The organism is Arthrobacter sp. P1_B11 (assembly GCF_056406715.1).
On sequence record NZ_JBFTZQ010000008.1, the window covers coordinates 1 to 15,339 of the forward strand.

11 protein-coding genes are annotated in these 15,339 nt (G+C 64.8%); all 11 read right to left on the reverse strand.

Features of this window, described 5'->3' with window-relative positions:
• Window positions 1-127: 127 nt before the first annotated feature.
• The gene (uidB, locus tag AC1D14_RS08535) at window positions 128-1,549 is read right to left on the reverse strand and encodes a glucuronide transporter (RefSeq protein ID WP_476968294.1); all 1,422 of its coding nucleotides are present in this window, start codon (window positions 1,547-1,549) and stop codon (window positions 128-130) included.
• A 58-nt stretch (window positions 1,550-1,607) separates the two neighbouring features.
• Complete coding sequence (gene uidA / locus AC1D14_RS08540; RefSeq protein ID WP_476968295.1) at window positions 1,608-3,440, reverse strand: beta-glucuronidase; 1,833 nt, start codon at window positions 3,438-3,440, stop codon at window positions 1,608-1,610.
• A 212-nt stretch (window positions 3,441-3,652) separates the two neighbouring features.
• On the reverse strand, window positions 3,653-5,086 hold the full coding sequence (locus AC1D14_RS08545; RefSeq protein WP_476968296.1) for a mannitol dehydrogenase family protein: 1,434 nt from the start codon (window positions 5,084-5,086) through the stop codon (window positions 3,653-3,655).
• On the reverse strand, window positions 5,083-6,489 hold the full coding sequence (gene uxaC / locus AC1D14_RS08550; RefSeq protein ID WP_230119333.1) for a glucuronate isomerase: 1,407 nt from the start codon (window positions 6,487-6,489) through the stop codon (window positions 5,083-5,085). Before uxaC ends, AC1D14_RS08545 begins: the two co-directional genes overlap by 4 nt.
• Before the next feature lie 162 nt (window positions 6,490-6,651).
• Window positions 6,652-7,713: a LacI family DNA-binding transcriptional regulator gene (locus AC1D14_RS08555; RefSeq protein WP_230119332.1), complete on the reverse strand. Its 1,062-nt coding sequence runs from the start codon at window positions 7,711-7,713 to the stop codon at window positions 6,652-6,654.
• A gap of 140 nt (window positions 7,714-7,853) precedes the next feature.
• A complete protein-coding gene (locus AC1D14_RS08560; RefSeq protein ID WP_230119331.1) occupies window positions 7,854-9,020 on the reverse strand; it encodes a Gfo/Idh/MocA family protein in 1,167 nt (388 codons plus the stop codon).
• Between the two features lie 57 nt (window positions 9,021-9,077).
• The gene (locus AC1D14_RS08565) at window positions 9,078-9,914 is read right to left on the reverse strand and encodes a sugar phosphate isomerase/epimerase family protein (protein WP_476968297.1); all 837 of its coding nucleotides are present in this window, start codon (window positions 9,912-9,914) and stop codon (window positions 9,078-9,080) included.
• Between the two features lie 144 nt (window positions 9,915-10,058).
• Window positions 10,059-10,934, reverse strand: coding sequence for an ATP-binding cassette domain-containing protein (locus AC1D14_RS08570; protein WP_476968298.1), 876 nt, complete (start codon window positions 10,932-10,934; stop codon window positions 10,059-10,061).
• The gene (locus AC1D14_RS08575) at window positions 10,931-12,802 is read right to left on the reverse strand and encodes a dipeptide/oligopeptide/nickel ABC transporter permease/ATP-binding protein (RefSeq protein WP_476968299.1); all 1,872 of its coding nucleotides are present in this window, start codon (window positions 12,800-12,802) and stop codon (window positions 10,931-10,933) included. The genes AC1D14_RS08570 and AC1D14_RS08575 overlap by 4 nt, the downstream gene beginning before the upstream one ends.
• Window positions 12,799-13,740: an ABC transporter permease gene (locus AC1D14_RS08580; protein WP_476968300.1), complete on the reverse strand. Its 942-nt coding sequence runs from the start codon at window positions 13,738-13,740 to the stop codon at window positions 12,799-12,801. The genes AC1D14_RS08575 and AC1D14_RS08580 overlap by 4 nt, the downstream gene beginning before the upstream one ends.
• A gap of 6 nt (window positions 13,741-13,746) precedes the next feature.
• On the reverse strand, window positions 13,747-15,270 hold the full coding sequence (locus tag AC1D14_RS08585; RefSeq protein WP_476968301.1) for an ABC transporter substrate-binding protein: 1,524 nt from the start codon (window positions 15,268-15,270) through the stop codon (window positions 13,747-13,749).
• Window positions 15,271-15,339 lie beyond the last annotated feature (69 nt).

Sequence of the window (15,339 nt, forward strand, 5' to 3'; positions counted from 1 at the left end):
CCGTCCTCGGTGGTGATCCGCAGGGTCACGAAGTTACGGGAGGGGCTTGTCACAAAGACTTCCGCGGCAATGATTTTCACAACAGGTCCTTTCGAGCGGGGGGCTGGGTCGAGGCTGGTTCTGGAATTTAGTTGGAGTTGGGCGCGAGCGGTTTGGCGGCAGCCCTTGAGGTGGCGGCTTCCGAGGATGCGGCGGCCGATCCTTCGGCTCCGCCTTGTTCACTGGTGCGGCGTGCCCGGATCTCGGTGAGAATCTCGGCGTGCATGGCGTCAGTGAGGTTGTACTTGGACATGACCAGGACGGCCAGGATGGTCAGCACTGCGGGGATGGCGCCGGCTGCGAGCTGGATTCCGAAGGTGGCCTCGGCGGTCTGTGCACCGCCGGACTTGTAGCCGCCCAAGGCCAGTGCGTAGGCGGCGAGCGCGCCGCCCACAGCCTGACCGGTCTTCCGGGTAAAGGAGAACAGCGCGTAAGTGATGCCCTCGGTCCGGACACCGGTCTTCCATTCGCCGTACTCCACAGTGTCGGCTTCCAGGGCCCACACCACGATGTTGACGGCGAGGACGCCCACGAGGCTGATCACCAGGCCGGTGAAGCCGATCCAGACCTGGCTGGCAGGGGTGAAGAAGATGATGGCGCCACCGATGACGGTGAGCAGCGACGAGTAGATGTACACGCGCTTCTTGCCGATGCTGCGGACCAGCTTGGGCATGAAACCTGCCAGCACGAACGTGACGACCAGCTGAATGATGGACAGGACCGGATACAGGTCGAGGCGGCCGAGGACGTCGCGCAGGTAGTACAGCTGCACGGAGGTCAGTGCGAGGTAGCCGGAGAGGAAGAAGAAGGAGCTGATGCACAGCATCAGGAGGGGCTTGTTGCCCTTCAGGGTTTCCATGCTCTGCTTGAGGGACACGTTCGGGACCGCGCGGTGGACGCGTTCCTTTGCGGTGAGGACTGTGAAGAAGTACAGGGCCGCGCCGATCACGACGAATACCATCGTGATGGTGGTGAAGGTTGCCTGCAGGTCAGCGCCGGGCTTGATGAGCGGTGCCACGAAGATACCGAGGGCCGAACCCACCAGCAGGCCGCCAACCATGCGTGCCGATCCCAGCTTGGCGCGCTCCCCCGGGTCCTGCGTCATGGCGCCGGCCAGGGAGCCGTAGGGGATGTTGACCAGGCTGTAGGCCAGGCCAAGGGCTGCGTAAGTGACGTAGGCGTAGAGCAGGGTGCCGGACTCGCCCAGCTGGGGGACGGAGAAGGTTGCAACGCTTAGGAGCAGCAGCGGGATGGAGCCGAACATGATGAATGGACGGAACTTCCCGAAGCGCTTGCTGAAGCTACGGTCCACCATGCGGCCGGCAAGGACATCGGCGAACGCGTCGAAAATCCTGACGGCCAGCAGCAGGGTGCCGGCCGCGGCGGCGGAAATGCCCGCAACGTCTGTGTAGTAGACGAGGAGGAACATAGTGGCCGTGGTGAAGGCCAGGTTGTTGGCGGCGTCGCCGGCGCCATAGCCGATGATGTTCAGTTTGCTCAGTTTTTTCATGATTGGGCTCCTTTACCCGGTGCCGTCCCCGCGGGGCCGGCGAAAAATGATGAAAACGTTAGGGGGTGGTGGTGCCCGCGATGGTTTTGTCGCTGCCGTTCTTGACTCCGGCGAGCGCGGTCCAGCGCTGGCGCAGGGCGAATGCGGCGGGTTTGGGCCGGCGGTCGCGGGTGAAGACGCCCTTCTTGTTGCCGTCCACCCGCATGATGCCGTTGGACGTTTGGAAGTCTGCGAAGTTCCACACCTGCTCGCCCACCATGGCTTCTACCCGGTCGAAGACGCGGTGGTACATGGCCAGGAAGGCTGCCTGGTATTCCTCGCTCCAGGGCTGCTCATAGATGGAGTGGAAGCCGGGCATGGTGTCCGGCCCGTACTCGGTCATGATCATTGGCTTGCCGTACTTGGCTTCCCATTCCCGAAGTTCCTTCTCCAGGACCTGTTCCGCTGTTTCCAGGTCCCCGTTGTTCAGGTACCAGCCGTAGTAGCGGTTGAGCATGATGACGTCGAAGAGGTCACCCAGCAGTTCCTTGTCCGGGGTGTCGAACATGACGTTGACGTAGCCCACGGGGCGGGTGGGGTCCAGCTGACGGGTCAGTTCGGCCAGCGGCTGGAAGTATTCGCGGGCGCCTTCCTCCGAACCGTTGGGTTCGTTGGCGATGGACCAGATCACTACAGACGGGTGGTTCTTGTCGCGGGCCACGAGTTCCGTAATGGCCTGGCGGTGGTTCGCGGCGGTATTGGCGTCCACGCCGCCGTCGACGTACGTCTTTTTCGCTATGCCGCCGAACACGGCGCCGAAGCCAAGGTGCAGGCCCACGGCAGCGGTTTCGTCGATCACCACGATGCCGTGGCGGTCAGCGAACTCCATGACTTCCTCGGCGTACGGGTAGTGCGAGGTGCGGAAGGAGTTGGCGCCCACCCAGTCCAGGAGCCGGAAGTCGTTGACCATCTGGGCGTTGCTGTGGCCCTTGCCGATGGCGACATGGTCCTCGTGCATGCCGAAGCCCGTGAAGTAGAAGGGCTCCCCGTTGATGAGGAATTCCTTGCCGCGTGCTTCGACTGTCCGCACGCCCACGGGCAGCGTGTAGCTGTCCAGCAGCCGGCCGCCGTCGTGGATTTCAGCGGTCAGGTTGTATAGGTATGCCGCGCCGGGCTTCCAGAGCACGACGTCGTTGATCACCAGGGCGCCCTCGGCGCCTTCCGCGCGGGACACCTCGACGCCGTCTGCATCCTTGAGGGAAACAGTCACCATTTCGCTGCCGGAGCCGCCCGCCGTCGCGATGGTGTAGTCAACGGTGCCGGTGGCGCCGTCGAAGCCGGTCACTGCCGTGACGTCGTCCACCGTGACGGCGGGCGTGCTGTAGAGCCAGACGCTGCGGTGGAGCCCGGCGTAGTTGTAGAAGTCATGGAGGTAGCTCTGCTGCCGGCGGCCGTCCTCGGTGACGGTGATGCTGCCCGGCGGGATGGTGGCCTGGGTGAGTTCGTTGTTCACGGAGATCGTGAGCCGGAAAGCCTGGCCCGGGGTGACGTGGTCCGTGATGTCGGCGCTGAACGGCATGTAGCCGCCGGTGTGCTCGGCGACCAGGACGTCGTTCACCCAGACCATGCCTTCGTGGGTAGCGGAGTCGAGGCGGACGTGGACCCGCTCCCCGGCCCAGCCGCGGGGAACGCGCACTTCGCGCTGGTACCAGACGTAGCCCACGTGGTCGCGGATGGCCTTGTCCGGGAAGACGTCGTTGTAGCTGGCCGGAACACCCATTTCGAGGCAGGTTTCCAGCGGAGCCTTGAACCATTCCTGCCTGTGTCCGGCACGGTCGAAGTCCACCTGGAAGCGATAGAGGCCGTCGAGGTTGACCATTTCACGGGTTTCGTTTGCCTGGGGCTTGAGCATTTTGGCGAAGTCCTTACGCGTCATTGCGGGGTGGGTCTGGGGAGGATTGCGGGTGCCCGGGGTCGCGGCCGGGTTTTTGCTCTTGTTGTAATCCTAATCACTTGGCAATCATTTGGCAAGCGGTTGCCATCATTTTGTTGAAAGTTCATGAAACACTGCTGCCCGACTCCCCGTGATCCGGGAGCCGGGCAGCAGTGCACGTACGGAGGACGCTACGGGAAGACAGCCAGCTCCCCGAACGTTCCGCACAGGTCTGCAATCAGCTCGACGACGGCGGGGTCCCCGGCCAGGGCCGGATCCACCAGGCCCAGCAGGGCACGGATCCGCTCCGCGCCGCTGAGCCGGTTGGCTTCGGCCGCCTCGCTAGCCAGCGGATCCTGGAACGCTGCCGCGGCGGCGCTGTAATCCATCCACGCAGCGATCATGAGCGCCGCCGCCGCACCGGACCGCCCCGCTGCACGTTCGGCCCGCAGCACCGGAACGGCGCGCATCCGCAGTTTGGTGCTGCCGTCCATCGCAATCTGCGCGAGGTTGTGGGCAATCCGGGCATTGCTGAAGCGTGCCAGCAACGCAGCGCGGTAAGCCGGGATCTGCAGTTCCGCAGGATTTCCGTCCGGCCCGGAAAGGTTCGCTTCCGCCTCGTCCCAGAACTTTTCAACGGCCTGCAGGCAGAGCGGGTCCGCCAAAGCCTGGGCCACTGTGGTGTGGCCGCGAAGCTGCCCGGCGTAGGCCAGCAAGGAGTGCGCGCCGTTCAGGAGCCACAGTTTGCGGTTCTCGTACGGTTCAATGTCGGCCACGAACACGGCACCGGCGTCTTCCCAGCGCGGGCGTCCCGCGGGGAAATCCCCGCTGAGCACCCAGTTGGCGAAGGGCTCGGCCACCACGGGTGAATTGTCGCGGTAACCGCACTCGGCCTGGACGGCGGCAATGTCCGCATCGGTGGTCCGCGGGGTGATGCGGTCCACCGAGGTGCTGACGAAGCTGATGTTGGCGTCAATCCATCCGGCCAGGCCTGCGTCCCACGCCCCGGCCATGCCCACCACGGCGTTGTGCGCCACGGTGCCGTTGTTGGAAAGGTTGTCGCAGCAGACCACGGCGAGCGGTCCGGCGGCAGCAGCCCGGCGGGCGGCGAGGGCCAGCACCAGCCGGCCCAGCGGCGTCGTCGGATTTCCGCTGCCGGACGCCATCAGCGCAAGGTCGGCAACGACGTCGGACGCCGTCCGGTCGAGTTGCCCGTCGGCGCCGAGCCGGTAGGCAGCTTCGGTGATGGTCAGGGTGACGACGGCGGTGGCGGGCGCGGCAACCAGCTCCGCGAGCCGCTGCACGTCGGCGCCGTCCACGGCCTCCACGATGCTGCTGACCACAGTGAAGGAGTCGCCGCCGTCAGCGCGTTCCACCAGGGTGAACAGCCCGTCCTGTTCGGCCAGCGCCAGCGCTGCGTCGGGGCGTCGGCCGGTGAAGGCTGCGATGCCCCAGTCGGCGGCGTCAGCCGACAGGTGGGTGTACCAGGCCTGGTGCGAGCGGTGGAAGGCGCCCAGTCCCAGATGGACGATCCGCACGGGTGCCTTGGCAGACGGCCTCAGGCTGCGGCTGAGTTGGGGAAGCTCGACGGCGGGTTCCGGCGCGGATTTCAGTTCGATGCTCACAGCTTGAAGACCCTTCGGGGCGAGCCGTCGACGATGTCGACGATCAGTTCATGGGCGCGGTCCTCGCCGACGCGGTGCTCCGCTACCAGCCTGGCCAGGAAGGAGGCCTCGATCCGGCGGGAGGCATCGTGGCGCGCGGGGATGGAGCAGAAGGCCCGGGTGTCGTCGATGAAGCCGGACGAGCGGGAGAACCCGGCCGTCTCCGTGACGGCGGAACGGAAGCGCAGCATGGCGTCCGGTGCGTCCAGGAACCACCACGGGGCACCGAGGTAGACGGACGGGTAGAAGCCTGCCAGCGGCGCGAGTTCGCGGGAGAACACGGTCTCGTCCAGGGTGAAGAGCACCAGGTGGAAGTCCTTGGCGGTGCCGAAGTCCTGCAGCAGCGGGCGGATTGCCTCGGTGTAGTTGGTGGCGACGGGAATGTCGTGGCCTGTGTCTGCACCGTAGGTGTTGAACGTGGGCTCGTGGTGGTTGCGGTAGGACCCCGGGTGGATGGTCATGACCAGGCCGTCCTCCACGGACATCCGCGCCATCTGGTACATCATGTGGGCTTCGAAGTCGTCGCGGTCCTGCGCCGTGGCCTGGCCCGAGCGGGCGCGGTCGAACAGCTTGGCCGCATCGCCGGCGTCGAGCTTGAGCGTCACGGGAGTGCGGACGCCGTGGTCCGCGGAGACTGCGCCGTGTTCCACGAAGTAACGACGCCGGTTTTCCAGAGCCGTGACGTAGCCGGCATAGCCGGTGGCGCCGTCGCCCGCTGCCGCGATGAGCCGGTCCGCGTTCGCGGACCAGGTGGGGTGCGCGATGTTCAGGTAGGCGTCGGGGCGGAAGGTGGGAAGGACTCGTCCGTGGAACGTGGGGTCCTCGGCGATCGCCTTGTGGCTGGCCAGGCTGTCCAGCGGATCGTCAGTGGTGGCCAGCACCTCGATGTTGAAGTCCTTGAAGAGCTGGCGGGGCCGGAAGCCCGGCTCGAGCAGCTTGGCAGATATCGCATCGTAGCTGGCATCGGCGGTCTCGGCGCTGATCTCGTGCTGGAGGCCGAAGACGCTGCTGAACTGGGTGCGGAGCCAGTAGCCGGAGGCCGTTCCCTCGAACAGCGGCCAGGCCTTGCAGAACTCGTGCCAGACGGTACGGGAGTCCGGTTCCCCCGCTGCCGAGCCCTTCAGCCGGTCCAGGGGAACGCCGCTGGCGTGGATCAGCCGCGTGACGTAGTGGTCCGGACTGACCAGCAGCGCTGCGGGGTCCGGGAAAGGGGTGTTGTGCTCGATGACTGCGGCGTCAACGTGCCCGTGCGGGGAAATGATGGGGAGGTCCTGGACGCGCTGCAGGAGGTCGCGCGCAATGCTGCGCGTTCCGGGATCCGCGGGCAGGAGCCGGTCTGGGTTGGCGGCAATCGACTGTGACATAGCTCAATGGTCCGGTCTTCCCCGGGTATTTGTCAACCGGTTGCCAAATATTGCCAGAGTGTCCCGGATTACTGTTCGCTACGGTTCCGAACTGTCGCACCTGCGATCCGGGCCGCGGTTGTCCGAGACCGGCGCGGATATCCGGAAATGCCGCGGACTTGCTCAGCCCGCGGGCAGGAGCCGTCCGCTCGAGCCCCGCAGCACAAGCTCTGTTTCGACGCGCAGGGTGGCGGTCGGCTCCCCTGCGCCGTGCAGCAGGTCCAGCAGCAGCGTGGCAGCGCCCGAGCCGCACTCCCCCAGCGGCGAGCGAACGGTGGTGAGCGGAGGCGTGGTGAAATCCGCCCCGAAGATGTCGTCGAACCCAACGATGCTGATCTGGTCCGGGACCACCACCCCCGCGGCTTGGAGTTCCTGCATGAGCCCGATGGCTAGGAGGTCGTTGTAGGTCAGCACGGCCGTGGCACCGCTGGCGCGGACGTCGCGCGCCACCTGCCGGCCGCCGTCGACCGTGGGTTTGGTGGATTCCAGCCGCACGGCGTCGAGCCGGGACCATTCGCAGGCGGCCTGCACGCCTTCCCAGCGGCGGGCGGACATCCAGGACTGCGCAGGACCGGCAACGAAGGCAACCTTGTGGTGCCCGTTGGCCGCCAGGCTGCGGACTGCCTCGCTGATGCCCTTGTTCACGTCGGGAACCACGCACGGCACGCCGTCGACCTCGCGGTTGATGACCACCACGGGCTTGTCGCGGGCGATGGTCCGGATGTCGTCGTCGTCCATGCGCGGACTGGCAAGGATGAGGCCGTCCACGGTGGCCATCATCCGGCGGGCAGCCGTCAGCTCGGTGACGGCGGACTCGGCGGACTCGGCAAGTACCAGGGTGTAGTCGCGGAGAGTCGCGGTGGTTTCTGCGCCGCGGATGATGTCGAAGAACGTGGGGTTGGTGATGTCCGCGACGATCAGCCCGAAGGTGTTGGTGCGGCCGGTGGGGAGGGCCCGGGCGAACGGGTTGACGTGGTAGTTCAGTTCGGCGGCGGCATCCTCGATGAGTTTCTGCGTCTTGGCGCTGACGCGGCCGGGCTTGCTGAGCGCGCGGGAGACCGTGGACGGATTGACGCCGGCAACCTTGGCAATGTCGTAGATGGTGGCGTTGGATTTTCCGTCCCGGGCGTTCTTCTTGACCAGACCTGTTGGTGCGGCAACGTCCGGCGTCTTGGGTTCAGTCACCGCCCCATCCTAACGAGGAAACAACCCGACCAGGTCGCAGTTGTGGCCGTTTTGAGCGCTCAAACGGCCACAACTGCCAGTTAGTTGGGCGAGGGTTGGCCAGCGGTTGCCGGGCTGGGGTTGCGGGTTGCTGGAAGGGACTAGGAGCGCTCGGGGAACTTGCCCTCGTCCGCGATGCGCTTGTTCAGCTCGGCGAGGAACTCGTCCTCGTCGAAGTCCAGCCCCACCTCCGTGCCGGTCCAGCTGGAGAGGTGGATGGCGTTGGCCAAGCGGACGCCCTTGATGCCGTCCGATCCCGGGGCCAGCAGTGGGGTTCCGTCCAAAATGTTGGCCGCGAAGTTCTCCAGGACGCCGGAGTGCTGCGCGCCCCAGGCGGACTCGAACTCGATGACCTCTGTGGTGTAGTACTCCTCGGGATTCAGCTCGCCCATGAAGAGTTTGCGGACATCATCCATGTCCATGCCGTCGCTGAGTTCACGCTCGGGCTTCTTCAGGCGCGTCACCGTGGCGGTTTTGGAGTTTTCGACGACGATCTTGCCCTGGTCGCCCAGGATCTCGAAGCGGTCGGTCCCCACGAGGTCGTGCGTGGCCGTCACGAAGACGCCCGTGGCGCCGTTGCCATAGTCCACGACCGCAGTGACTTCGTCCTCCACTGCGATGTCGCGGCGGAAGCCGTAGGCAACCTTGGAGTAGACGGACTTGGGCACGCCGCAGATCCACTGCCACAGGTCCAGCTGGTGCGGTGCCTGGTTGACCAGCACGCCGCCGCCTTCGCCGCCCCACGTGGCGCGCCATTCACTGGAGTTGTAGTAGCCCTGCGGGCGCCACCAGTTGGTGATGATCCAGTTGGTGCGGCGGATGCTGCCGATCTCGCCGTTGCCGACGATCTCCTTGAGCTTCTGGTACAGCGGGTTGTTGCGCTGGTTGAACATGATGGCGAAGGAGAGCTCAGGCTTGCCGGCGGCAAACTCGTTGAGCTCCCTAACCTGCTTCGTGTACACGCCGGCGGGCTTCTCCACGAGCGCGTGGATGTTGCGCTTGAGCGTTTCGATGCCCATTTCCGGATGCAGGAAGTGCGGCACGCAGGTGACCACGGCATCCACGTCGCCGCTTTCCAGCATGGCGATGTAGTCGTCGTAGAAGGCAACCTCCGGGTACGTGGCCGAGGCCAGTTCCTTCTTGGCGGGGTCGGTGTCGCAGATGGCGCCGATCTCCATGTTCGGGACCAGCCCGTCGGTGATGAACCTGGCGTAGGCGCCGCCCTGCTGGCCCAGGCCGATGATGCCCAGGCGTACTTTGGTGCTCACAGATAATTTCCTTTTCGTTGGTTGAGCTTGTCGAAACCGGATGATCGGGATCAGTGGTTAGAAGAGGCCCGCGTGGCCCATGGCCACCAGGTTGTCGTAGGAGGTCTGCAGGGCATCCCACACAGTGCGGCCGTAGAGTTCGTCCTGCTCCACGAGCATGTACTGGGCGCCGGCAGCCTGCGCGGCCGGAATGATGGCGGGGAAGTCCAGGTTGCCTTCGCCCACTTCGGCGAACTGCACCACGTTCTTGAACTCCGCCATGAAGCCCATAAAGTCCCCGGAGTCCAGCAGCCCGAAGGAGGACTCGGGCAATTCGCCGATCCGGTAGTCCTTCAGGTGCACCATGGCCGTACGGCCCGCGTACTTTTCCAGGGTGCGGACAGGGTCGAGGCCGCCGCGCTGTACCCAGTGAACATCGATTTCCATGCCCATGGCGGGGGAGTTCTCGGCGATGATGTCCAGCATGTACTTGCCGTCGAACTTCGCGAACTCGATGTGGTGGTTGTGGTAATACAGGCCGAGGCCCTGTTCCCGCAGGCGTTCGGCGTATTCGTTCGCCTGCTTGGCGAAGTCAATGACTGCGCCAATCGATTTCATGGCGGGGAACGGCAGCATGCCGATCCGGAGAAGCGTGGAGTCGAGGCGCTTGGCGTCATCCACGATCTTGTCGAACTCGTCCCTGAGCGAGTCACCGGGACGGCCTTGGGGTGTCTCCATGGCCACGGACAAGGCTGCAATATCCATGCCCAGTTCGCTGCGGGAACGCTCCAGTTCAGCGACGTTTTCCGGAGTCATGGGAATCTGGGAGATCTCGACGGCGTTGTAGCCGATCGCGCTGACCTTGCGGAGCGTTTCAAACGCGCCGAGTTCGGTGAAGCTGTCTTTCAACATCATCGCTTGTACGCCAATTTTGGCCACTGTTTCCTCCGTGGTGTTCCGGGCCCCTAAGGGCCATTTTGCCGGTTTCGTGCTGTCACCCGATGCCGCCGCCCGGTGTTAGACGAACGCCGTTAGGCGAACGCCGTTAGGCGAACGCCGTTAGGCGACGGCGCCGGCCTGTTCAATTTGATGCTGCTGGTTTTCCAGCAGCCGGTGCCGGTCCGCCCGGCGCTGTTCCTGCCGGTCCGGATCGGGGACCGGAGACGCCAGCAGCAGCCGCTGGGTGTAGGGGTGGTCGGGGTCGGTGGTGACGACGCCGGCGGGGCCCTGTTCGACGATCTCCCCGTGGTACATCACGGCGACGCGGTGGCTGATGTGCCGGACCACGTCGAGGTCGTGGGAGACGAACAGGTAGGAAACGCCGGTGTCCTTCTGGATCTGCAGGAACAGGTCGAGCACCCGCGCCTGGGTGGACAGGTCCAGGGCACTGACGGGTTCGTCGCAGACAATCAGCTTCGGCGAGAGTGCCAGGGCTCGGGCGATCGCGACCCGCTGGCGCTGGCCGCCGCTGAACTCACGCGGCAGCCGGTGGATGGCGTCCGAGGGCAAGCGCACCTGGTCGAGTAATTCCTTGACGCGCTTCCTGGCCGCTACGGACTCCATGCCCTGTACCCCGAGGGGCTCGGCGAGGATGGCGCCGATCTCCAGGGCCGGGTTCAGCGAGGTGTATGGATCCTGGAAGACCACCTGGAGGTCGCGGCTGAGCGTGCGCCGTTGCTTGCGCGTGGCGTGGCTGATGTCTTTGCCTTCGAAGATGATCTTTCCGCCCGTCACCGGGGCAAGGCCCAGGACTGCCCGGCCCAGGGTGGTTTTTCCGGAACCGGACTCCCCCACCAGACCCAGGGTTTCGCCCTGGCCGATGGAAATACTGATGTCCGTCAGGGCCCGGAACGGCTTGGCCCGGAACTTCTTGCTGGGATATTCCACAACCAGGTTGTCCACCGTCAGCAGCGGGGCGCTCTCCGTGGTGCTCATGCGACCGGCTCCTTCTGGCTGGATACAAGCATGGACATGGGTGTTTTGCCTTCGAGCATCGACGCCAGGAGGGTCCGGGTGTAGTGCTCTTTCGGGTTGCGGAGGATGTCGCGGACGGACCCTTCCTCCACAAGCCGGCCGTTCTGCATGACGGCCACGCGGTCGCAGAGGTCCGCCACCACACCGAAGTTGTGGGTCACCAGGATGACGCCGATGTTCAGTCGCTGCTGGAGTTCGCGCAGGAGGTCCAGGACGTCGGCCTGCACCGTGACGTCCAGGGCCGTGGTGGGCTCGTCGGCGATCACCAGGTCCGGCTCGCAGCTGATGGCTCCCGCGATCAGCACACGCTGGGCCATGCCTCCGGAGACCTCGTGCGGGTAGGCGCCAAACGTCCGGTGCGGATTGACGATTCCGACGTCGGTCAGGAGCTTCAGCGCCCGCGCCGTCGCCTCAGCCTTCGAGATTCCCAGGACACGCACCATCGGCGTCACCAGCTGGTAGCCGATGGTGAAGGCGGGGTCCAGGTTGCTCATGGGCTCCTGCGGAATGTAGGAGATCCTCCTGCCGCGCAGCTTGGACAGCAGCGCCTGGTCGACGCGTTCCTCGCCCGGTGCCACGGTGTAGTTGCCGTCGAACTGGATGGAACCGGCCACGAGCCGGGCGTTGTCCGGAAGCAGACCCAGGATGGAGAACGCCGTCTGGGACTTGCCCGAACCGGATTCACCCACAATGCCCAGGATCTCGCCGCGGTCCACGTGGAAGGAAACGTCGTCCACCACCTTCTTGACGGTGCCGTCTGCCTGCGGGTAGCCGACGCCGAGGTTGGTCACCTTTACCAGGTGGTGCTCGGTTCCGGCGTCGACGGCGGCCACCGACTTACGTGACTGGCGCGCGGTGGCTGGTGCCGCCGTCGTGCCCATCACCGGGGTTGCCTTCTTCTTGCGGTGCCTGATCTTTTCGCCATCCTCCAGGGCGTCACGGATGGCGTTGCCCAGCAGGACCAGCCCGCCGATGGTCAGCGCCATGGCCACCGCCGGCCAGAACAGCAGGGTCGGGTTCAGGTAGACGTTCTTGAAGCCTTCCGAGAGCATGACGCCCCAGGTGGCCTTGGTGGGATCGCCCAAGCCCAGGAATTCCAGGCCGGATTGGATGGCGATGGCAACACCTGCAATCGCCGCGGTCTGGATGATGATGGGTGCCCGGACCACGGAGAAGATGTGGCGGGCAATGATGCTGAGGTCGGAGAGCCCGGACACGCGTGCGGCGTCAACATACAGTTCGTTCCGGACCGACTGGACGGCTGTGCGGGTCAGCCGGAAGTAGGACGGACTGATCAGGACGCCGAAGGCGATCATGGACATCCATACCGACGGGCCGAAGGCCGCCCGGATGGTCAGCAGCACGATCAGGCCGGGGAGGCTCATGAGAATGCTGACCACCCAGTTGGAGACCGCCTCGAACTTTCCGGAATAGTAGCCGGCGATCAGGCCGGCCGGCAGGCCGATGACAATGGCGACGCCGGCGCACAGCAACGCCGAAAGAAGCGTCAGCTGCGCACCGAACAGCAGCCGGCTCCAGACATCACGGCCTGAACTGTCAGTTCCGAGGATGTTCACGGAGTCCGGTGCGGCCAGGGTTTTGGCGATGTTTGCGTGATTCTGGTCAAAGGGCGCCAGAACGGGCGCGAGGATGGCCAGAAACGAGATCGCCAGCAGAATTACCGTGGCAGCGATGCCAAGGGGGTTCTTGAACAGGCGCCGGATCACGGTGGAGCGGACCACAGTGCCGCTCTGCCCCGCGTGATTGGAGGGCATGGGGGCGGCAGGTGCAGGGGCGGCAGCTGCCGCGGTTTCCACGGAATCGCTCATGACACACGTACTTTCGGGTTGAGCCAGCCATTAAGAATGTCCACCAGCAGGTTCACCACAATGACGACGACCACCGTGTACATAACGACGCCCATCACCACGGGAAGATCCGACTGGCCGGTAGCGGCGACCGCCAGCGGACCCATGCCCGGAAGGGCAAAGATCTGCTCGATGATGACCACTCCGCCAAGCATGCCGATCAGCTGCAGGCTCAGCACGGTCAGGCCGGCCGGTGCAGCACTGCGCAGTACGTGCTTGAAGAGGATCTCGCGCTCACCGATGCCGCGGCTGCGCAGGGTGCGGACATAGTCGCGCTCAAGCTGTTTGATGACCGCGCTGCGGATCTGCTGCGCGCCTCCCGTGACGCCGTTGATCAACAGGGCAATCACGGGAAGGGACATGGAATAGACCCACGCCTCGGCCCCGGAGTCCGGGGAGATGGTGCTGGTGGCAGGGAACAGTCCCATCTGGATGGCCAGGATGGTGACCAGGATGACGCCAATCACGAACCCGGGGATCGAGTCCCCGATGATGGCGCCAACCTGGACCACCCTGTCCACCCAGCCGCGCTTGACGGCCGCGGCCACACCGATCAGTGCGGCGCAGATGGCGATCAGGATCATTGCGGTGAAAACCATGGTCATGGTGACCGGAATCCGGGTGGCCAGGGAATTGGCCACCGGTTCCGAGCTGAACCACGAAGCACCAAGGTTTCCGGTCAGGGCATCGCCCAGCCAGGAGAAATAACGGGTCATTAGGGGCTGGTCCAGCCCCAGCTCGTGTTCCTTCATCGCCACTTGTTCAACAGTGGCCTGGTCACCCAGGATGTTCCTGGCGATGCTTCCGCTGGAGACATAGAGCAGGCAGAAGGTGAGCGCGGAGACCACAAACAGCACCACCAGCCCGCTTCCCAGCCTTTTCGCAATGAACCTGATCATGGTGTCCTACTTGGCCGGTGAGTAGTTGTAGATGGACGGAACGGCCTGCTGGATCTGCGGCGTGACGTTCACCTTGGAGTTGTGGTAGTACATCTGGTTGACCCGGAACAGCGGGGCGAACCATGCCTGTTCGACGACGTACTTGTTGACTTCCTGAGCCAGCTTGCCGGCATCGGCACCTCCGTTGCGCACTGCCGCGATCTTGGCGTCCAGCTCCGGCGTCGCGTTCTTGAACGGGTTGTAGAGCGCTTTGGTGGAAACAATCTGGTCGGTGGCGACCGTGGGCTGGCCCTGGAAGAGCGAGAAGTACATGCTGGTGAACTTCTGCGCGGCAATGTCAGAGGTGAAGGTATTGGTCAGCGCGGCGCCAACCTTGAGGGTGATGCCCACGTCCGCCAACTGCTGCTGGACCACGGAGATCTGCGTTTCGAAACCGGGAACGCCAGGGATTTCCAGGGTTACGCCGCTTTCGAAGCCGGCTTCCTTGAGGAGCTGCTTTGCCTTGGCCGGGTCGTAGCTGTAGTAGTTCTCGAGCTCTTCGGTCCAGGCCCCGCTGGCCTTGCCGAACGGCTGGGACGTCGGGGTTCCCTGGCCCAGCATGACCTGGTCAAGGATCGTCTTGCGGTCGAAGGCGTAGTTAATGGCCTGGCGGACCTTGACGTTCGCGAGCGCCGGGTTCTTGGTGCCGTCGCGGTCCAGGAGGAGCAGGCCCTGCCAGTCCACTTCGTTGGCGGCCAGCTTCATCTTGGCGCCCTCCGCCTGCTTGCCGTTCTTGGGATCCAGGATCGTGGCATCGACCTGGCCGGAGACAAGGGCGTTGGTGCGGGCGGTAAGGTCCGGCAGGATCTTGAAGGTCAGCTTGGAGTACTTCTGTAGGTCCTTGTTCCAGTAGTCCTTGCGGGCAGTGAAAACGGTCTGGGAGTCCTTGACCGACGCCGCCTTGTCCATCACGTACGGGCCGGAGCCCACCGGTTCGGTCTTGATGCCTTCGCTTCCAAGTGCCTTGGGGCTGCCCATCAGGCCCGCAGCCTGGCTGAGGAAGTATTCCAGGGCCGGGTCCGGGGTGGTGAGGTTGATGTCGATGGTGTCGGCATCCACCACGGCCACATCTTTGACCGCATTGAGCTGGGCCATCTGCGGGCCGTTGGCCTTCTTGAAGTGGTCCATGTTCGCCTTGGCCGCTTCGGCGTCGAACTTGGCTCCGTCGCTGAAGGTGACGTCAGTCCGCAGGTCCACAGTGAGCTTGGTGCTGTTGCTGTTGTACTTCCAGGCGGTAGCCAGCATAGGGCTGAGCTTTCCGTCCGGTTCGCGGAGGATCAGGGTGTCATACACGGCCTGGTAGGGCTGGAGGACGTGCCCCACGTGGGCCTGGGCCGGGTCCCAGGAACGTACGTCCTGGATCGTGCCGATCGTCAGCGCAGTGGCGGCGCCGGCGGCTGAGCCGGAGTTTGCGGTGCCGCCGCACGCGGTCAGGGCAAGCGCCGCGCTGACTGTTAGGGCGGTGACTGCCGCCTTGGGACCTAACTTCATTGTTGGCTCCTTGGATCTTTGGAACGTGATGCTTACGGAATAGGCCGGTGTGGCGTGGACCACACCGGC